At 57.9% G+C, this 18,385-nt stretch carries 16 protein-coding genes; 4 read left to right on the forward strand and 12 right to left on the reverse strand.

The annotated features are described in order from the left end of the window. Positions 1-232: 232 nt before the first annotated feature. Positions 233-1,423 (forward strand): NO-inducible flavohemoprotein, encoded by a 1,191-nt coding sequence (gene hmpA / locus MXM41_RS07195; protein ID WP_325930761.1) that lies wholly within the window; start codon positions 233-235, stop codon positions 1,421-1,423. 87 nt (positions 1,424-1,510) lie between these two features. On the opposite strand, the gene glnB is transcribed toward hmpA, so the two are convergent. From glnB to purL, 5 genes are all read right to left on the reverse strand, one after another. Then, positions 1,511-1,849, reverse strand: a complete 339-nt coding sequence (gene glnB, locus MXM41_RS07200) for a nitrogen regulatory protein P-II (protein WP_032613150.1) — start codon at positions 1,847-1,849, stop codon at positions 1,511-1,513. Between the two features lie 79 nt (positions 1,850-1,928). Then, positions 1,929-3,266, reverse strand: a complete 1,338-nt coding sequence (gene glrR / locus MXM41_RS07205) for a two-component system response regulator GlrR (protein ID WP_325930764.1) — start codon at positions 3,264-3,266, stop codon at positions 1,929-1,931. Next, positions 3,263-4,039: a two-component system QseEF-associated lipoprotein QseG gene (gene qseG, locus MXM41_RS07210; protein ID WP_325930766.1), complete on the reverse strand. Its 777-nt coding sequence runs from the start codon at positions 4,037-4,039 to the stop codon at positions 3,263-3,265. The genes glrR and qseG overlap by 4 nt, the downstream gene beginning before the upstream one ends. Then, positions 4,036-5,469, reverse strand: a complete 1,434-nt coding sequence (gene qseE / locus MXM41_RS07215) for a two component system sensor histidine kinase QseE/GlrK (protein WP_325930767.1) — start codon at positions 5,467-5,469, stop codon at positions 4,036-4,038. The genes qseG and qseE overlap by 4 nt, the downstream gene beginning before the upstream one ends. 579 nt (positions 5,470-6,048) lie before the next feature. After that, entirely contained in the window at positions 6,049-9,936 is a 3,888-nt protein-coding gene (gene purL, locus MXM41_RS07220; protein ID WP_325930769.1) for a phosphoribosylformylglycinamidine synthase, read from the reverse strand. A 267-nt stretch (positions 9,937-10,203) separates the two neighbouring features. On the opposite strand from purL, the gene mltF reads away from it, so the two are divergent. After that, entirely contained in the window at positions 10,204-11,754 is a 1,551-nt protein-coding gene (gene mltF / locus MXM41_RS07225) for a membrane-bound lytic murein transglycosylase MltF (protein ID WP_325930770.1), read from the forward strand. Here mltF and tadA read toward each other — a convergent pair. From tadA to murQ, 4 genes are read right to left on the reverse strand one after another with little or no spacing between them, the layout of a single operon-like run. Next, positions 11,642-12,181: a tRNA adenosine(34) deaminase TadA gene (gene tadA / locus MXM41_RS07230; RefSeq protein WP_325930772.1), complete on the reverse strand. Its 540-nt coding sequence runs from the start codon at positions 12,179-12,181 to the stop codon at positions 11,642-11,644. The two genes, mltF and tadA, sit on opposite strands and share 113 nt — an antisense overlap. Positions 12,182-12,211: 30 nt before the next feature. After that, on the reverse strand, positions 12,212-12,847 hold the full coding sequence (yfhb, locus tag MXM41_RS07235) for a phosphatidylglycerophosphatase C (RefSeq protein ID WP_325930774.1): 636 nt from the start codon (positions 12,845-12,847) through the stop codon (positions 12,212-12,214). Positions 12,848-12,850: 3 nt separating this feature from the next. Continuing rightward, the gene (locus MXM41_RS07240) at positions 12,851-14,203 is read right to left on the reverse strand and encodes a PTS transporter subunit EIIC (RefSeq protein ID WP_325930775.1); all 1,353 of its coding nucleotides are present in this window, start codon (positions 14,201-14,203) and stop codon (positions 12,851-12,853) included. 10 nt (positions 14,204-14,213) lie between these two features. Then, on the reverse strand, positions 14,214-15,107 hold the full coding sequence (gene murQ / locus MXM41_RS07245; protein WP_325930777.1) for an N-acetylmuramic acid 6-phosphate etherase: 894 nt from the start codon (positions 15,105-15,107) through the stop codon (positions 14,214-14,216). Positions 15,108-15,224: 117 nt separating this feature from the next. Here murQ and MXM41_RS07250 point away from each other — a divergent pair, with 117 nt between their 5' ends. Continuing rightward, the gene (locus tag MXM41_RS07250) at positions 15,225-16,073 is read left to right on the forward strand and encodes a MurR/RpiR family transcriptional regulator (protein WP_325930779.1); all 849 of its coding nucleotides are present in this window, start codon (positions 15,225-15,227) and stop codon (positions 16,071-16,073) included. Positions 16,074-16,129: 56 nt separating this feature from the next. Then, positions 16,130-16,390 carry a YfhL family 4Fe-4S dicluster ferredoxin gene (locus MXM41_RS07255; protein ID WP_325930780.1) on the forward strand — a complete coding sequence of 87 codons (261 nt, stop codon included), beginning with the start codon at positions 16,130-16,132 and terminating at the stop codon, positions 16,388-16,390. Here MXM41_RS07255 and acpS read toward each other — a convergent pair. From acpS to recO, 3 genes are all read right to left on the reverse strand, one after another. Next, a complete protein-coding gene (acpS, locus tag MXM41_RS07260) occupies positions 16,387-16,767 on the reverse strand; it encodes a holo-ACP synthase (RefSeq protein WP_325930781.1) in 381 nt (126 codons plus the stop codon). The genes MXM41_RS07255 and acpS overlap by 4 nt on opposite strands. Then, entirely contained in the window at positions 16,767-17,498 is a 732-nt protein-coding gene (gene pdxJ / locus MXM41_RS07265) for a pyridoxine 5'-phosphate synthase (RefSeq protein WP_325930782.1), read from the reverse strand. Before pdxJ ends, acpS begins: the two co-directional genes overlap by 1 nt. Positions 17,499-17,560: 62 nt before the next feature. Continuing rightward, positions 17,561-18,268 carry a DNA repair protein RecO gene (gene recO, locus MXM41_RS07270; RefSeq protein ID WP_325930879.1) on the reverse strand — a complete coding sequence of 236 codons (708 nt, stop codon included), beginning with the start codon at positions 18,266-18,268 and terminating at the stop codon, positions 17,561-17,563. Between the last annotated feature and the right edge of the window lie 117 nt (positions 18,269-18,385).

The raw sequence follows: 18,385 nt of genomic DNA on the forward strand, positions 1-18,385 counted from the left end.
TATAACTGATTAGCAGAGTGATAACAGGTCTTGACAAACGATTTTACGCAAACGTTTACCTGCCCGCCACGCAAGGGTTTGAGGAATAACGTCCTCGCCGCGCAAAACGGATTTCTTTTCAGGTTTGTGATGCAGTTAATTCATGTTGCAAAGAACCATTTACAACGCAGGGTTATTTTTTATAAGATGCATTCAAAATACATCATTAAAGTAACAATGAAAGGAAGTTGCTATGTTAGACGCCCAAACCATCGCTACCGTGAAGGCCACTATCCCCCTGCTGGTTGAAACCGGTCCTAAACTCACCGCCCATTTCTACGATCGCATGTTCGCCCATAATCCGGAGCTCAAAGAGATTTTTAACATGAGCAACCAGCGTAACGGCGATCAGCGTGAAGCCTTGTTTAACGCTATTGCCGCCTACGCCAGCAACATCGAGAACCTGCCGGCCCTGCTGCCGGCAGTGGAAAAAATCGCCCAGAAACATACCAGCTTCCAGATCAAACCGGAGCAGTACAACATTGTTGGTGGTCACCTGCTGGCAACGCTGGACGAGATGTTCAGCCCGGGCCAAGAGGTGCTGGACGCGTGGGGCAAAGCCTACGGCGTGCTGGCAAACGTCTTTATCAACCGCGAAGCGCAAATCTACAGCGAAAACGCCAGCAAGAACGGCGGCTGGGAAGGCACCCGCGCCTTCCGTATCGTGGAGAAAACCCCGCGCAGCGCGCTTATCACCAGCTTTGAATTCGAGCCGGTGGACGGCCAGCCAGTTGCCGATTACCAGCCAGGCCAGTATCTGGGCGTGTGGCTGAAGCCTGAAGGCTTCCCGCATCAGGAGATCCGCCAGTACTCCCTTACCCGCAAGCCGGACGGCAAACGCTACCGCATTGCGGTGAAACGTGAGGAAGGGGGGCAGGTTTCGACCTGGCTGCATAACGAAGCCCGCGTGGGTGATGTGGTGCATCTGGCCGCGCCGGCGGGCGATTTCTTCATGGCCGTTGACAGCAACACCCCGGTCACGCTGATCTCTGCCGGTGTGGGCCAGACGCCGATGCTGGCGATGCTGGATACCCTGGCGAAAGCGCAGCACGGCGCACAGGTTAACTGGTTCCACGCCGCAGAGAATGGCGAAGTGCATGCGTTTTCTGATGAGGTGAAAACCCTTGCTGCCGGTCTGCCGCACTTTACTGCCCATACCTGGTATCGCCTGCCGTCCGACGATGACCGTACCGCCGCACGCTTCGACAGCGAAGGCCTGATGGCGTTAAGCCAGCATGAAGGTCTGTTCAGCGCGCCGGAGATGCAGTTCTACGTGTGTGGCCCGGTGGCGTTTATGCAGTATGCCGCGGCGCAGCTTCTTGAGCTGGGCGTGAAGAAAGAGAACATTCACTACGAGTGCTTCGGCCCGCATAAGGTGCTGTAATGCAAAAAGCCCCTCTCTGGAGGGGCTTTTTTTTGCCCGGCGGCGCGACGCTTGTACGGGACTACGGGTGCAAAACGATAAGCGTGATTAAATCGCCGCGTCGTCTTCTTCGCCGGTACGGATACGGATCACGCGCGCGACGTCAAAGACGAAGATCTTGCCGTCACCGATTTTGCCGGTCTGGGCGGTGCGGATAATGGTATCGACGCAGGTTTCCACGATGTCGTCCGACACCACGATTTCAATCTTCACCTTCGGCAGGAAATCAACCATGTATTCCGCGCCACGGTAGAGTTCAGTGTGGCCCTTCTGACGACCAAAGCCTTTCACCTCTGTCACCGTCATACCGGTGATGCCTACTTCTGCCAGCGCTTCGCGTACATCATCCAGTTTGAAAGGTTTAATAATCGCATCAATCTTTTTCATGGTGGTCCTTAAACTTATGCCTGTCAGCTGCCTCGTAATCGGTTGCTCACAGTATCATATTCACGCGGAATTTAGGGTATCACTCTTTAAAATCGTTGGCTTCCAGCTCATGGCGCGACAGCAGCTTATAAAACTCGGTGCGATTACGCCCGGCCATGCGCGCGGCATGGGTCACATTGCCTTTGGTGATCTGCAGTAACTTACGCAGATAGTTGAGCTCAAACTGGTTACGGGCTTCAACGAAGGTTGGCAGGGCGGTATTTTCCCCCTCCAGCGCCTGCTCCACCAGCGCATCGCTGATCACCGGCGAAGAGGTCAGCGCCACGCACTGCTCAATCACGTTTACCAGCTGACGCACGTTGCCGGGCCAGCTGGCGGTCATCAGCCGCTTCATGGCGTCGGTGGAGAACGCGCGCACGAAAGGCTTATGCCGCTCGGCGGACTGGCGCAGCAGCTGGGTGGCCAGCAGCGGAATATCTTCTGCCCGCTCCGCCAGCGCCGGGATCTTGAGGTTGACGACGTTGAGGCGATAGAAGAGATCTTCACGGAATTCATTGCGCGCCATCGCCTTGGGCAAATCCCGGTGAGTCGCGGAGATAATGCGCACGTCGATATCAATATCACGGTTACTGCCGAGCGGCCTGACTTTGCGCTCCTGCAGCACGCGCAGCAGCTTAACCTGCAATGGCGCAGGCATATCACCAATTTCATCGAGGAACAGCGTGCCGCCTTCCGCCGCCTGGAACAGCCCTTCCCGACTGCTGACCGCGCCGGTAAAAGCGCCGCGGGCATGGCCAAACAGCTCCGACTCCAGCAGCTGTTCGGGCAGCGCCCCGCAGTTGATGGCGATAAAAGCTTTTGTGCCGCGCGGGCTGGCGTTGTGAATGGCCTGGGCGAGGATCTCTTTCCCGGTGCCGCTCTGGCCGTTAATCAGCACGCTGACGTCGGACTGCGCCACCATGCGAGCCTGTTCCAGCAGACGCAGCATGATTGGGCTACGGGTGACAATCGCCTCTCGCCAGGTTTGGTCGCCGGAAGGCGCGGCGTGCTCCAGCGCATCATCGATAGCTTTGTACAGCGCGTCTTTATCCACCGGCTTGGTGAGAAAGCTAAAGACCCCCTGCTGGGTGGCCGCGACCGCATCGGGGATCGAGCCGTGGGCGGTGAGAATGATCACCGGCATACCGGGCTGGAGCTTCTGGATCTCCGTAAACAGCTGCATGCCGTCCATTTCATCCATCCGCAGATCGCTGATAACCAGATCGATCTTCTCGCGACCCAGCACTTTCAGTCCTTCCTGGCCGCTTTCGGCAGTCACGACGCTGTAGCCCTCGCTGACCAGACGCATGCCCAGCAGCTTCAGCAAACCAGGATCGTCATCCACCAGCAAAAGATGCGCAGGTTTTCGGCTCGTCATGGCGTTACGTCCTCTTGTTTCGGGGCATCGCTGTTCGGCTCTGTCGTCTCACCTTCGGTACCGGTGGGCGACGTCGCAGGCTTCGGTGCGTCCGGCAGATAATTACTGACCGGCTTACGGGTGGAGAGCTGCCGTTCAATATCGGTCAGGTTTTCCAGCTTCCGGGTGGTGGTATCCAGCTGCGCGCGCAGATACTGCTGCTGCTGGCGCAGGGTGTCCAGCTCACCGTCGGTTGACTGTTGCAGCTTACCGTAGCGGAAACGCTCCTCCGCCAGCTGCAGCTGCAGCACCTGTCCGTGTCGCCACAGCTGATACAGCGGGCGCACCTGGGCCGGGATCTGCGGGCTCAGCGCATCCAGCCGGGTGGTCAACTGGCGCCGCTCCACGGGATTAATTTTGGCATTGGCCAGCAGGATCCCGCGTTTAAAACTCTCCTGCCAGGTATCATCGGTCCGGCCCCGCGCCTCTGCACGCGCGGCGGCGGGTGAGAGGCGATCCGCGCAGTCCATGCCGCGCAGCCAGTAAAGCGGGTTGCTGTCGGTCTCCTGACCGTGCAGCTGCCAGATATTATTGCAGTCGGTAGATAAGAAGTCCGCCAGCTGATGCTCAGGCAATTTTTCACCCTGCTTGTCGCTGATGGCGCTGGTCGGCGTACTGTTGACGCAGCCGGCGAGCAGCAGGCAGGGAAGGCTCAGAAAGAGAGAGTGACCGGAAAATACCGCGTTAATGGCGCGGGAAAAGACGTGTGACATACTCACCAGGCTTAGATTCATTTTAGTGGTTTTTCCGACTCAAGCGGCAGTTCGATGCGAAAGCACACATCGGTATGGTCGTCAGTGACAAGATTAAGCTCTCCATGCATACGACGAATACAGTCGCGGGCGATACTCAGCCCCAGGCCGCTTCCCTTAACCGCCCCTTTTCGTTGATGACTCCCCTGAAAAAACGGTTCAAAGATCATCGCTTTTTCATCGTCAGGGATCGGGGTTCCGGTGTTGGCGACATCGATACAGACTCGCGAGCCGCGCGTAAAACTGCGAACATAAATGGTACCGGATTCAATACCATAGTGCACCGCATTGGAATAAAGATTATCCAGTACGCTCATCAGCAGCATAGGTTCGGCGAAACAGGCGGGCGTCGCCAGCGACAGTTCAGTATGCATCATTTTAGCCCGCGCAGGCAGGCTGTGGGCAGAGAGCACCATATCCACCAGCGGCGCGAGCTCCACGCGCTCCAGCTCCGGAATGCCGTCGGCCAGTTTACGGTTGTAGTCGAGCAGCTGTTCAATCAGCTTTTGCAGGTTACGGCTGCTGGCATCAAGGATCTCGACAATTTCCCTTTGCTCCGGTGTCAGCGGCCCGGCCACCTCGTCGGCCAGCAGTTCGGTTCCCTCACGCATGCTGGCAAGGGGTGTTTTCAGTTCGTGAGAAATGTGGCGTAAAAACTGGTGGCGCTGGGATTCGAGCCAGGACAGCCGCTCCGAAAGCCAGATGATACGTTGCCCGACCGAGCGCAATTCGCGCGGGCCGGTGAAGACCACGGTATTGCCCAGCGAGCGCCCTTCCCCCAGGCGATTGATCATTCGCTCAATACCCTTAACCGGGCCGATGATCATCCGGGTGAAAAGCAGAACCAGCAGCAGGCTGACCAGAAATAGTACCAGCGCCTGCCAGCCGAAGAACTGACCGCGCTCGGCAATCTCCTGCTGAAGCTGCTGCCCGCGGGAGAAGATCACTGACCGGGTCGCCTGAACCATCTCCGTATTGGCACTGGCAAAAGCCTCCAGCCGTAGTGCGGCCAGCGCGTCAGGACCGCTGTTAAGGCACTGTAACTGAGACAGAGCATTGATATCCTGTCGCAGAGCCTGGTAGAGCTTATCGTCGGGCAGAACACCGGCATGGGCGTCGAGCATTTCGCTGTAGCGCTTGCGCTGATTCTGATACACCCGCGCCAGGGTTCTGTCATCCAGGACGCAGTATTGCCGGTAGCTGCGCTCCATCTCCAGCGCGGCATTGGTCATCGCCTCGCTGCGGCGGGCATCAATCAGGGTGGTTCTGTTGGTGAGCGCGGCCTGCGCGCTCAGCGCGTTCAGACTCTGCCATGCCTGCCATGCCAGCACCAGCAAAGGCAGCAGGATCAGCAGAAAGGCCATCATGACTAACTGTCGTAGTGAGCGGGGGAAAACAGGCCAGCGTTTCAACGCATTACTCTCTGTCGCGAGGGGATAACAGGATGCTAGCCGGACAAGCCTTCAGATACAACAAAGCCGGGTTAAAAACCCGGCTTTGTTGAGGAATGAGGCGGTGCCTAACTCGACGTTTCGCCCTGGGTCTGATAAAGCAGCGCTATGATCAGCAGTTGGACGGCAGGCACCTTTTTGTGCGTCATTCGAAGTTTATGTAGCACGTCCCGAAGGGGCTGACATAAGAGGGTGAATGAGCCACTGGTTATTATTATGCAACAGATGTGCCATAATGCAAATAAAAATATTAAAGTGTTAATTTATATATCGTTTTAGAGAGACTGGCGACAATTGCGTGGGGAATGACGTTCAGGCTATCTGTCGCTTATTAGCAACACCCTGACAGCGTTATTAATGGATCTATAAAAATCAACAAGTTAAATGTCGCCAATTGACGACATCAATATGTGAGGGTTGTCGCACATTTGCGACACTGAGAATTTTCCCGGGACAGTGCGGCCTGATGCCCTTATCCCAGCCCTCTTCCCCAAGGAGAGGGTGCAAACAAAAACGGCAACCGAAGTTGCCGTTCTGCTATTAACCCAACTGCTTACGCGCGTTGCGGAAGATACGCATCCACGGGCTGTCCTCGCCCCAGTTTTCCGGGTGCCAGGAGTTGCTGACGGTGCGGAATACACGCTCAGGGTGCGGCATCATCACCGTAACACGACCGCTTTCGCTGGTCACCGCGGTGATCCCGTTGGCAGAGCCGTTCGGGTTCGCCGGATAGTTCTGCGTAACCTTGCCGAAGTTATCGACAAAGCGCAGCGCCACCAGGCCTTTGCTCTCCAGCTCTGCCAGATGCGCGGCGTTACGCAGTTCAACCTGCCCTTCACCGTGGGAGACGGCGATTGGCATCTGCGATCCGACCATGCCCTGCAGCAGCAGAGACGGGCTCTGAGTCACTTCCACCAGGCTGAAGCGCGCTTCGAAGCGGTCGGACTGGTTACGCACAAAGCGCGGCCAGGCTTCGCTGCCCGGGATCAGCTCACGCAGGTTTGACATCATCTGGCAGCCGTTGCAAACGCCCAGCGCCAGGGTCTGCGGACGATGGAAGAAGGTTTCGAACTCATCGCGGACACGTTCGTTGAAGAGAATGGATTTCGCCCAGCCCTCACCCGCACCCAGCACGTCACCGTAGGAGAAGCCGCCACACGCCACCAGCGCCTGGAAATCGGCCAGACCGGTACGGCCTGCCAGCAGATCGCTCATATGGACGTCGATAGCATCGAAGCCCGCACGGTGGAAGGCAGCCGCCATCTCAACGTGGGAGTTCACCCCCTGCTCGCGCAGAACGGCCACTTTCGGACGGGCACCCTTCGCGATGTACGGCGCGGCGATGTCTTCGTTAAGGTCGAACGACAGCTTGACGTTCAGGCCCGGATCCTGGTCGTTGGCTTTCGCCTCGTGCTCCTGATCGGCGCACGCCGGGTTATCACGCAGACGCTGCATCTGCCAGGTGGTTTCTGCCCACCACATACGCAGCGTGGAGCGGCTTTCGGCAAACACCGTCTGACCATTCGCCTCGATAACAAAACGATCGCCGCTCACGGCTTTACCCAGATAGTGCACGCAGTCGCCCAGACCGTGCTGCGCCAGCAGCGATTCTACTGCCTCGCGATCGGCTGCACGCACCTGAATGACGGCGCCCAGCTCTTCGTTGAACAGCGCGGCCAGACGATCGTCGCCCAGAGAGGCGATATTTGCTTCTACGCCGCAGTGGCCGGTGAAGGCCATTTCCGCTAGGGTGACCAGCAGGCCGCCATCGGAACGGTCGTGGTAGGCCAGCAGCTTACGCTGTGCCACCAGCGCCTGAATGGCGTCGTAGAAGCCCTTCAGCTGCGCCACGTCGCGCACGTCTGCCGCCTTGTCGCCCAGCTGGCGATAAACCTGCGCCAGCGCGGTTGCGCCCAGCGCATTGTGGCCTTTACCCAGGTCAATCAGCAGCAGGGCGTTGTCTTCGGTGGCGAGCTGCGGAGTGATGGTGTGACGCACATCTTCCACGCGGGCAAAGGCGGTGATCACCAGCGACAGCGGAGAGGTCATCTCGCGCTGCTCGTTGCCTTCCTGCCAGCGGGTTTTCATCGACATGGAGTCTTTACCCACCGGAATGGTCAGGCCGAGCGCAGGACAGAGCTCTTCACCCACCGCTTTTACCGCTTCGTACAGCCCGGCGTCTTCGCCCGGGTGACCGGCTGCGGCCATCCAGTTGGCGGAGAGCTTAATACGTTTAATGTCGCCAATCTGGGTCGCGGCAATGTTGGTCAGCGCTTCACCCACCGCCAGACGGGCAGAAGCGGCGAAGTCCAGCAGGGCCACCGGGGAACGTTCGCCCAGCGCCATCGCTTCACCGTAGTAACTGTCGAGGCTGGCGGTGGTGACCGCACAGTTCGCTACCGGTACCTGCCACGGACCCACCATCTGATCGCGGGCGACCATGCCGGTTACGGTGCGGTCACCGATGGTCACAAGGAAGGTTTTCTCCGCCACCGCCGGCAGATGCAGAACGCGGTTAACCGCCTCGGCAACGGTCACGCCCTGCAGATCAAGAGCTTTGCCGCTGGCTTTGCGAGACTCAACGTCGCGGGTCATCTTCGGCGTTTTACCCAGCAGGACGTCCAGCGGCAGGTCAATCGGCTGGTTGTCGAAATGGGTATCGCTCAGGGAGAGGTGCATCTCTTCGGTCGCTTCACCAATCACCGCGTAAGGCGCACGCTCGCGGCGGCACAGCTCGTCAAACAGCGGCAGCTGCTCTGGCGCCACGGCCAGTACATAGCGCTCCTGGGATTCGTTACACCAGATTTCCAGCGGGCTCATGCCCGGCTCATCGCTCAGGATGTCGCGCAGGTTGAAACGACCGCCGCGGTTGCCGTCGCTTACCAGCTCTGGCATGGCGTTGGAGAGACCGCCCGCGCCGACGTCGTGAATAAAGAGGATCGGGTTAGCATCGCCCAGCTGCCAGCAGCGGTCGATGACCTCCTGGCAACGGCGTTCCATCTCCGGGTTATCACGCTGCACGGAAGCGAAATCAAGATCGGCGTCAGACTGGCCGGACGCCATAGAAGAGGCTGCCCCGCCGCCCAGACCGATGTTCATCGCCGGGCCGCCCAGTACGATCAGCTTCGCACCGACGACGATCTCGCCTTTCTGCACGTGATCGGCGCGAATGTTGCCGATCCCGCCCGCCAGCATGATCGGCTTATGGTAGCCGCGCAGCTCTTCGCCGTTGTGGCTGTCCACTTTCTCTTCATAGGTACGGAAGTAACCGTTCAGGGCCGGACGACCAAATTCATTGTTAAAGGCCGCGCCGCCGAGCGGGCCGTCGGTCATGATGTCCAGCGCGGTAACGATACGTTCCGGCTTGCCGAAATCTTCTTCCCACGGCTGTTCAAAGCCCGGGATACGCAGGTTAGAGACGGAGAAGCCCACCAGGCCCGCTTTTGGTTTTGCCCCACGGCCGGTTGCGCCTTCGTCACGGATTTCACCGCCGGAGCCGGTCGCGGCGCCCGGCCACGGCGAGATCGCCGTCGGGTGGTTATGGGTTTCGACCTTCATCAGGATATGCGCAGGCTCCTGGTGGAAGTCATAGCGCCCTGCTTCGCGATCGGCGAAGAAGCGGCCCACCTCAGAACCTTCCATTACCGCAGCGTTGTCTTTATAGGCCGACAGCACGTGGTCTGGAGTTTGTTCGAAGGTGTTTTTGATCATTTTGAACAGCGACTTTGGCTGCTGCTCGCCGTCGATAATCCAGTCGGCGTTGAAGATTTTATGGCGGCAGTGCTCAGAGTTAGCCTGCGCGAACATATAGAGTTCGATATCGTTCGGGTTGCGGTTCAGCTTAACGAACGCGTCCTGCAGGTAGTCAATCTCGTCTTCTGCCAGCGCCAGGCCTAAACGCAGGTTGGCGTCAATCAGCGCCTGACGGCCTTCGCCCAGCAGATCCACGCTCTGCACTGGCGCAGGCTGATGATGAGAGAAGAGCTGCTCTGCGTCGTCAAGAGAGGCAAACACGCTCTCCATCATACGATCGTGCAGTTCTGCTGCCACCACTGACCACTGCTCGTTGGTCAGGCTGGCGGCTTCAACGTAATACGCCACGCCCCGTTCCAGACGATTAATCTGGCTCAGACCACAGTTATGGGCGATGTCGGTTGCTTTAGAAGACCAGGGGGAGATGGTGCCAGGGCGAGGCGTGACCAGCAGAAGTTTACCGTTCGGGGTATGGCTGCTCAGGCTTGGCCCGTACTTCAGCAGGCGTTCCAGTCGGACCAGGTCGTCTGCCGTTAAGGCCGCGCTCAGGTCAGCAAAATGGACATACTCAGCGTAAATATTGCTTACCGGAAGGTCGGCCGCCTGAAAACGTGCCAGCAGTTTGTTGATACGGAAGGCAGACAGTGCAGGCGAACCACGCAGAATTTCCATCATAAGTCTCTCGTCTTCGAAGCGCCGGAGGCGCTTACAGTGTGCGCAAGGGGGAAAACGGGCGCCATTATAGTGGATCCTGCGCGCCGACGAAACCGTTTGCGTCGTAATAAAATCGTCGCCGCCGTTTAGCAACAAATGTTGCCATACCCGCTAATAAGTTGCTAAGTGGCGTAACTTTACGCAAAATGCCGCGAAATCTTTGGTAATACTTGTTTTTACTATGGCCAATAAACAGCAGAATAACACGCAGCGCATAGAATCAACTTATTGAAAAAATTAAAGATTAATTATCTGTTCATCGGCATTGTCACCCTGCTGCTGGCAGCGGCCCTGTGGCCTTCTATCCCCTGGTTCGGGAAAGCCGAAAACCGCATCGCCGCCATTCAGGCGCGGGGGGAGCTGCGCGTCAGTACCCTGGCCTCCCCACTCACCTACAGCGCGATCAACGATAAAGCGATTGGGCTGGATTACGAACTGGCGCAGCATTTTGCTGACTACCTGGGCGTAAAACTGAAGATCAGAGTACGCCAGAACACCAGTCAGCTGTTTGACGACCTGGATAATGGCGATGCCGATTTGCTGGCCGCCGGGCTGGTCTATAACAACGAGCGCAGCAAAAACTATCAGCAAGGCCCGACCTACTACTCTGTCTCGCAGCAGCTGGTCTACCGCGTGGGGAGCCTGCGCCCACGCACGCTTGCCGGTCTTAGCGCCGATAAGCTCACCGTTGCGCCCGGGCATGTGGTCATTGATGATCTGCGGGCACTGAAAGAGAAAAAGTACCCTGACCTCAACTGGCGGGTCGATGAGAAGCTGGGCACCACGGCGCTGCTGGAACAGGTCACAGACGGGAAACTGCCCTACACCATCGCCGACTCGGTCGCCATCAGCCTGTTCCAGCGCGTCCACCCTGAACTGGCCGTGGCGCTGGACGTGACTGACGAGCAACCTGTCACCTGGTTCAGCCCCCTTGATGCCGACCAGACGCTCTCTGCCGCCATGCTCGATTTCTTCAACGGGATGAATGAAGACGGCACCCTGGCGCGTCTGGAGGAGAAGTATCTTGGCCACGGGGATGATTTCGACTATGTCGATACCCGCAGCTTCCTGCGGGCGGTTGATAATGTCCTGCCGGAACTGAAACCATTATTTGAGAAATACGCTCAGGAGATTGACTGGCGCCTGCTGGCCGCTATCTCCTATCAGGAATCCCACTGGGATGCGCAGGCCACTTCACCCACCGGGGTGCGCGGCCTGATGATGCTGACCAAAAATACCGCCCAGAGCCTGGGCCTGACCGACCGTACCGATGCCGAACAAAGCATCAGCGGGGGGGCGCGTTATCTGCAGGATATGATGGGCAAAGTGCCGGAGAGCGTCCCGGAAGAGGAGCGCATCTGGTTTGCGCTGGCGGCCTATAACATGGGATATGCCCATATGATCGACGCCCGCGCCCTGACGGCGAAAACCAAAGGCAACCCCGACAGCTGGTCAGACGTAAAACAGCGTCTGCCGCTGCTGAGCCAGAAACCTTATTACAGCAAGTTAACCTATGGCTATGCGCGCGGCCACGAGGCGTACGCCTACGTGGAAAATATCCGCAAATACCAGATAAGCCTGGTGGGATACCTACTGGAGAAAGAAAAAGAGGCGCAGGTGCAGCAGCAGCTGGCACAGAGTTATCCGGTGGTGGCTCCGGAGGAGCTTACTCACCCGATAACTTCGATTCTGCCTTTTGCTGCTTTTTCTGCTGACGCCGCATTCGAAAGAAGTCACTTAGCATCGCCGAACACGCTGGTGCCAACACCTCTCCAATAACCCTGACCTGATGGTTCATGCCGGGATGCCTGAGCACGTCCAGCAGCGAACCTGCTGCGCCGGTTTTTTCATCCCGCGCGCCATACACCACCGTACCGATCCGGCTGTGAATCATCGCCCCGGAGCACATGACGCAGGGTTCGAGGGTAACGTACAGGGTGGCATCCAGCAGGCGGTAGTTTTGCAACACCAGCCCGCCCTGACGTAAAGCCATAATTTCGGCATGGGCGGTGGGATCGTGACGACCAATCGGGCGATTCCAGCCTTCGCCAATCACCTGGTTATTGTGTACCAGCACGGCACCGACCGGGACTTCGCCTTCATCCCAGGCGCGTTGGGCAAGCCGGAGCGCATGGCGCATCCAGTATTCATGATTAAGTTCAGGGTCGGACAACGCAGCATACTCCAGTCTGAAAAGCGGGCGCATTATACACATCCGCTATGCATAATCACATCATCATTCAAGTTGCTGAAGTTCGCCCAAGGGGGTGACGCGCCAGCGATGCTGGCAAAAGTAGAGCAGCGGGTTGTCCTGTTTACTGTCGCTGTAGCCGCTGTAGAGCCGCAGCGGGGTGCCAATTTTTTTCTCCAGCTGCACCACCTTCTCGTGCCCGAGGCAGCGCATGGTCAGCACCCAGCCACCGTACGCGCGGCCAATCTGGGTGGCGATCAGGTTAACGCGCGGCAGCCAGGGGGTATCAAAGTAGACCTGTTCAACCAGCGGCTGCGGCGAGCCGGTGATCAGCCAGATATCAGCATCGTTGGCGTCAAGGTAGTTCGTCAGTCGATCCTGCACTACCGGAAAGGCGGTGACATGCTCGCGAAACCAGCTGACAAACTCTTTCTCCAGCTGTTTAAGCCGGGCTTCGCTATGGCCGAAGGTACAGCCCCACAGCAGCAGGCTCATCGGCCAGCGGGCGGCGCGCCCTTTTACCAGCAACACGCAGCCAACAACAGGCAGCAGGGGCAATACGAGCAGGGCATTCAGGGGCTGTCGGCGCAGTAGATAGCGCATAAAGGTGCCGAACATATCCTGCTGATGTAGCGTTCCGTCCAGGTCAAAAAAGACAACACGACGCTCGTTATTTGCCAAACCTTACTCCTCTGGATCGTTGAACCCTAACAGCCAGGTAAACAGGAACCCGGCGATCACCGCTACTAAATAGCCTAACAGATAGAGCATGACTTTTCCGGTCACGATGGTTAATGCCAGCGGTAATCCGGAAATACCAAAGGTAATAACGGTGGCCACTTTCCAGTAACTGATGAGCGCCCCACCGACCGCGCCGCCCAGACAAGCGCCAATAAACGGCTTGCCCAGCGGCAGGGTAACGCCGAAGATCAGCGGCTCGCCGATGCCCAGTAGCCCGACCGGCAACGCCCCTTTGATCACCTTTTTCAGGCGATCATTGCGGGTTTTCATCAGCACTGCGATCGCCGCACCGATCTGCCCGACGCCTGCCATGGCCAGAATCGGCAGCAGCGCGTTATACCCGTGCGCCTGCACCAGCTCAACGTGGATTGGCACCAGCCCCTGATGTAAACCGGTCAACACCAGCGGCAGGAAGGTGCCCGACAGCACCGCGCCCACCAGGAACCCACCGCGATCGATAGCCCAGGATGCGCCATGAGCGATAGATTCTGAGATCCATCCCCCCAGCGGCTGCAAAGCGATAATAGCAATACTGCCGGTGATAAGCGTGGTCAGCAGCGGGTTGAGGATCAGCTCCAGCGAGCCCGGCAGGGCATTACGCAGCTTTTTCTCAATCCAGCACATCAGCACCACCACCAGCAGCACGGCGATCACCCCACCGCGCCCCGGCTGTAGCGCCTCACCAAACAGGGTGATTTGCGCCAACTGCGGGCTGGAGAGGATCCCCGCCATTACACCGCCCATTGCCAGCGAGCCGCCAAACACTTTGGCGGTGTTAACACCCACCAGAATGTTCATGATGGCAAAGACTGCGCTGCCGAAAATAGCGAGGATCCCAAGCAGGTTTGGATAGTGCGTCGCAAAATCCCCGACAATGTCCGGGCGTTTAAGAATGTTGATAATCCCGGTGATCAGTCCCGAGGCAATAAAAGCCGGAATAAGCGGAATAAAGACGTTTGCCAGCAGCCGCAGCGCGTCGCTCATCGGGGCTTTATATTTGGCTTTGGCCTGCGCTTTGGTGCGCTCGGCGTCATCAATTACCGCGCCGCCCATCAGCGTGCGCATGGCATCCACCACCTGCGCGGCTTTGCCGGGCCCGACGATCAGCTGATGCTGCTCCCCCTGCTTCACGTAACCGCTGACGCCCGGAAGTTTTTTCAGCCTGACCAGATCGAGCTTGTCGTCATCCTGAACTTCCACCCTCACCCGCGTCATACAGTTTTCCAGACGCAGAATATTTTCTTCTCCGCCGATCCCCGCAAGGATACCGCTGGCGAGCGCTGCTGTTTTTTCCATGTACGCCTCGTTAGTTTTCTAATGCCGCACGTAAGAATCCCTGATGCGCGTCGAGCCTGGCGCGCGCCGTTACGGCATCCAGGCCGCTTAAGATCATCAGAATGGCCGGTTTGACGTCATACCCGGTCTGTTGCAGCACCTTTTCCGCCTCTTCACGGGAGCTCCCCGTGGCTTCAACCACCATGCGACACGCGCGGTCGATGAGCTTCACGTTTGTCGCTTTCATATCCACCATCAGGTTCTGATAGACCTTGCCAAACTTCACCATCGCCCCGGTGGAGATCATATTCAGCACCAGCTTTTGCGCCGTGCCGGATTTCAGGCGGGTGGAGCCGGTTAACGCTTCCGGGCCGACCACCGGCGAGATAGCGATTGCCGCCACCTGAGCGATGGGTGAACCTGGGTTACAGGAGATGGCCACGGTGGTGCAGCCGGTCTGGTTCGCATACTCCAGCCCGCCAATGACGTACGGCGTGCGCCCGGATGCCGCCAGCCCGACCACCAGATCCTGCGCGGTCAGGTTCAGAGCTTTGAGATCGTCTTCACCCAACTGCTTGCTGTCCTCAGCGCCTTCAACCGCTTTCAGCAGTGCCCCCGGGCCACCGGCAATGAGACCGATCACCAGGCCATGCGGTACGCCAAAGGTCGGCGGGCACTCGGAGGCGTCCAGCACCCCAAGACGACCGCTGGTGCCCGCCCCCATGTAAATGATGCGTCCACCCGCTTTCAGCGCGTCGGCCGCGGCATCCACGGCTTTCGCCACCTCAGGCAATGTCTCTTTCACTGCCTGCGCGACCAGCGTATCCTGTTGGTTAAAGCGATGAACAAGGTCAAGCGTGGAGAGTGCATCCAGGTCCAGGGTTTGTGGGTTGCGGGATTCTGATACCAGTGAGCCAAGATTCATTTTTTGTCCCTCAAGAATTTTTAATTCATAATAGTCGCATTATAATGGAATATAAAATTCATTCAGGCGAGCAGAATTCGCAATTGCTGCAGTCATCACATTTCGCCAGGAGTCCTTATGAACTGTCTAATTCGTATCCGCCAGCGATACGCGGGTTTTGCCCAAAGCGATAAAAAATTGGCGGATTTTTTACTCTCTCAGCCCGATCGTGCCCGCCATTTAAGCTCTCAGCAGCTTGCTGGCGAGGCGGGCGTAAGCCAGTCAAGCGTGGTGAAATTCGCGCAGAAGATTGGTTTTAAAGGTTTTCCCGCGCTCAAGCTGGCGCTCAGTGAGGCGCTCGCCAGTAACCCGAATCCGCAATCTATGCCGGTACATAACCAGATCCGCGGCGACGATCCGATGCGTCTGGTGGGCGAAAAACTGATCAAAGAGAACGTTGCAGCGATGCACGCCACCCTCGACGTCAACAGCGAAGAGAAGCTGCTGGAGAGCGTGGCCATGCTGCGTGCGGCAAGACGGGTGATCCTCACCGGCATTGGCGCCTCCGGGCTGGTGGCGCGTAACTTTGGCTGGAAGCTGAATAAAATCGGCGTGATTGCGATTGTCGAACAGGATATGCATGCCCTGCTGGCCACCGTGCAGGCGATGGAGCCTGACGACCTTCTGCTGGCCCTCTCCTATTCAGGCGAACGCCGCGAAATCAATCTGGCCGCTGATGAAGCGTTGCGCGTGGGGGGCAAAATTCTGGCGATCACCGGCTTCACTCCCAATGCGTTACAACAGCGGGCCACGCGCTGTCTGTATACCATTGCCGAGGAGCAGGCCACCCGCAGCGCAGCGATCTCATCCACCAGCGCCCAAATGATGCTAACCGATCTGCTATTTATGGCGCTGGTACAGCAGGATCTGGAGCATGCTCCGGAACGCATTCGCCACAGTGAGGCGCTGGTAAAAAAACTGGTTTGAGCAGGGAATGAGCGTATAATGCCCGCCCTGTTTGTGTTGTTTCTGAGAATTTCCTGATGGCGCTGTTAATCACCAAAAAATGCATCAATTGCGATATGTGCGAACCCGAATGCCCTAACCAGGCCATTTCAATGGGAGATAGCATTTACGAGATTAACAGCGACCGTTGCACCGAGTGCATTGGTCATTATGAGACGCCAACCTGCCAGAAGGTGTGCCCAATCCCTAATACTATCCTGAAAGATCCGGCACATCCTGAATCGGAAGAGCAGCTGTGGGACAAGTTCGTGCTGATGCACCACGCCGATAAGATTTAGCTTTCGATAATTACCGTAGCGCAGGCGTAATGGCGCTCATCCGCCAGCGTTACGTGCATATGCGCTACACCCAGCTTTTCCGCCAGCTTTAACGCCTCGCCCCACAGCCTGAGGCGTGGTTTACCCAGCTCATCGTTAAACACTTCGAACTGATTAAACGCCAGACCGTTACGGATCCCGGTGCCAAAAGCTTTTGCCGCCGCCTCCTTCACCGCGAAACGCTTGGCAAGAAAACGCACCGGTTGCTGGTGCGTTTCCCAGATGGTCCACTCGTTATCGCTGAGCACCCGACGGGCAAGGCGATCGCCGCTGCGGGCAATCACCGCCTCGATACGGGCGATCTCGACGATATCCGTGCCTAAGCCGAGGATGGCCATTACTTGCGGGCTTCCAGCATCAGACGCTTCATCTCTGCCACCGCCTCTTTCAGGCCGCTCATCACCGCGCGGCCGATTATCGCATGGCCAATGTTCAGCTCGTGCATCTCCGGGATCGCCGCGATGGCTTTGACGTTATGGTAGGTCAGACCGTGACCGGCGTTAACCTTCAGGCCCAGACCCGCCGCGTAGGTCGCCGCTTTCGTAATGCGATCGAGCTCTTTCGCCTGGGTGGTTTCGTCTTCAGCATCGGCGTAGCAGCCGGTATGGATCTCAATGTACGGCGCGCCGACGTCGGCTGCGGCTTTGATCTGCGCTTCATCAGCATCAATAAACAGCGATACCAGGATCCCGGCGTCGGCCAGGCGTTTGCAGGCGTCACGCATCTTATCCAGCTGACCGGCCACATCCAGCCCGCCCTCGGTGGTGACTTCCTGGCGCTTTTCCGGTACCAGACAGCAGAAATGCGGTTTCGTCTCAACGGCGATCGCCAGCATCTCTTCGGTGACGGCCATCTCCAGATTCATGCGGGTGTCCAGCGTCTGACGCAGGATACGCACGTCGCGGTCGGTAATATGGCGGCGATCTTCACGCAGATGCACGGTGATGCCGTCGGCGCCCGCCTGCTCGGCGATAAAGGCCGCCTGGACCGGGTCAGGATATGCGGTGCCGCGCGCATTGCGCAGCGTGGCAATATGATCAATGTTGACGCCTAACAGTAATTCAGCCATGACAATCCTCGTTTTCATTTGTTTCGTTTCCCCTCTCACACCAGGAGAGAGGACTCAATACGTTAACGCTTCGGCATAAACTGCCGGAATAATTCGCGGCTCTTCAGGGGCTTGCCACCAAGATACGGCTTGAGTGCAATACGGGTAAAGCGTTTTGCCGCCCGCAGGGTACTGACATCAGGAAATTCGCGTTCAGCCAGCGCCCGCAGATCCCGGCCGGTAAAGGTATTGTTGTCGATGACCACGCTGGCGATAAAACCCTTCTCTTCACGATAGCGGTAGGTCATGGTGTCTTCTACCGGCTCACCGCTGCCCGCACAGTGCAGAAAATCGACGCCGTACCCCAGATGCCCGAGCAATGCCAGCTCAAAGCGGCGCAGCGTCGGTTCCGGCGAACCGGTGGTGCCCGCCAGCGCCTGGAGACAGTGCAGATAGTCGAAAAACAGTTCAGAGAAGCGGGTCTCATGTTCAAGTACGCGCGTAATGAGCTCGTTAACATACAGACCGCTATAGAGCGTAATACCAGAGAGGGGGAGCGCCAGAGAGACGGCTTCAGCACTGCGCAGGGTTTTCACTTCCCCACGTCCGCCAAAGCGCACCAGCAGCGGTGTGAAAGGCTGCAGAGCACCTTTCAGATTAGAACGTTTAGAACGTGCGCCTTTGGCAACAAGGCGCACGCGGCCTGACTCTTCCGTGAAGACGTCCAGCATCAGGCTGGTTTCGCTCCAGGGACGACTATGCAGTACAAAGGCGCGCTGCCAGCCTTCCATCATACTCGTCGTCTTTCAAGCTGCAGGTGCGTTGGCCGCACCCATTCACCCCAGTCACTTACCGGAGTAAGCTCCCGGGGATTCACGGCCTTGCCGCCTTCCTGCACCTCGAAAGCC

Source organism: Leclercia adecarboxylata, from assembly GCF_035787115.1.
In the GTDB taxonomy this organism is placed as follows: Bacteria; Pseudomonadota; Gammaproteobacteria; order Enterobacterales; family Enterobacteriaceae; genus Enterobacter; species Enterobacter adecarboxylatus_E.

Bases quoted from the DNA above. Each gene is read 5' to 3' on its own strand.
- hmpA (WP_325930761.1), top strand. From the start codon at position 233: ATGTTAGACGCCCAAACCATCGCTACCGTGAAGGCCACTATCCCCCTG.
- glnB (WP_032613150.1), bottom strand. From the start codon at position 1,849: ATGAAAAAGATTGATGCGATTATTAAACCTTTCAAACTGGATGATGTA.
- glrR (WP_325930764.1), bottom strand. From the start codon at position 3,266: ATGACGAGCCGAAAACCTGCGCATCTTTTGCTGGTGGATGACGATCCT.
- qseG (WP_325930766.1), bottom strand. From the start codon at position 4,039: ATGAATCTAAGCCTGGTGAGTATGTCACACGTCTTTTCCCGCGCCATT.
- purL (WP_325930769.1), bottom strand. From the start codon at position 9,936: ATGATGGAAATTCTGCGTGGTTCGCCTGCACTGTCTGCCTTCCGTATC.
- tadA (WP_325930772.1), bottom strand. From the start codon at position 12,181: ATGCGCCCGCTTTTCAGACTGGAGTATGCTGCGTTGTCCGACCCTGAA.
- MXM41_RS07240 (WP_325930775.1), bottom strand. From the start codon at position 14,203: ATGGAAAAAACAGCAGCGCTCGCCAGCGGTATCCTTGCGGGGATCGGC.
- murQ (WP_325930777.1), bottom strand. From the start codon at position 15,107: ATGAATCTTGGCTCACTGGTATCAGAATCCCGCAACCCACAAACCCTG.
- MXM41_RS07250 (WP_325930779.1), top strand. From the start codon at position 15,225: ATGAACTGTCTAATTCGTATCCGCCAGCGATACGCGGGTTTTGCCCAA.
- MXM41_RS07255 (WP_325930780.1), top strand. From the start codon at position 16,130: ATGGCGCTGTTAATCACCAAAAAATGCATCAATTGCGATATGTGCGAA.
- acpS (WP_325930781.1), bottom strand. From the start codon at position 16,767: ATGGCCATCCTCGGCTTAGGCACGGATATCGTCGAGATCGCCCGTATC.
- pdxJ (WP_325930782.1), bottom strand. From the start codon at position 17,498: ATGGCTGAATTACTGTTAGGCGTCAACATTGATCATATTGCCACGCTG.
- recO (WP_325930879.1), bottom strand. From the start codon at position 18,268: ATGGAAGGCTGGCAGCGCGCCTTTGTACTGCATAGTCGTCCCTGGAGC.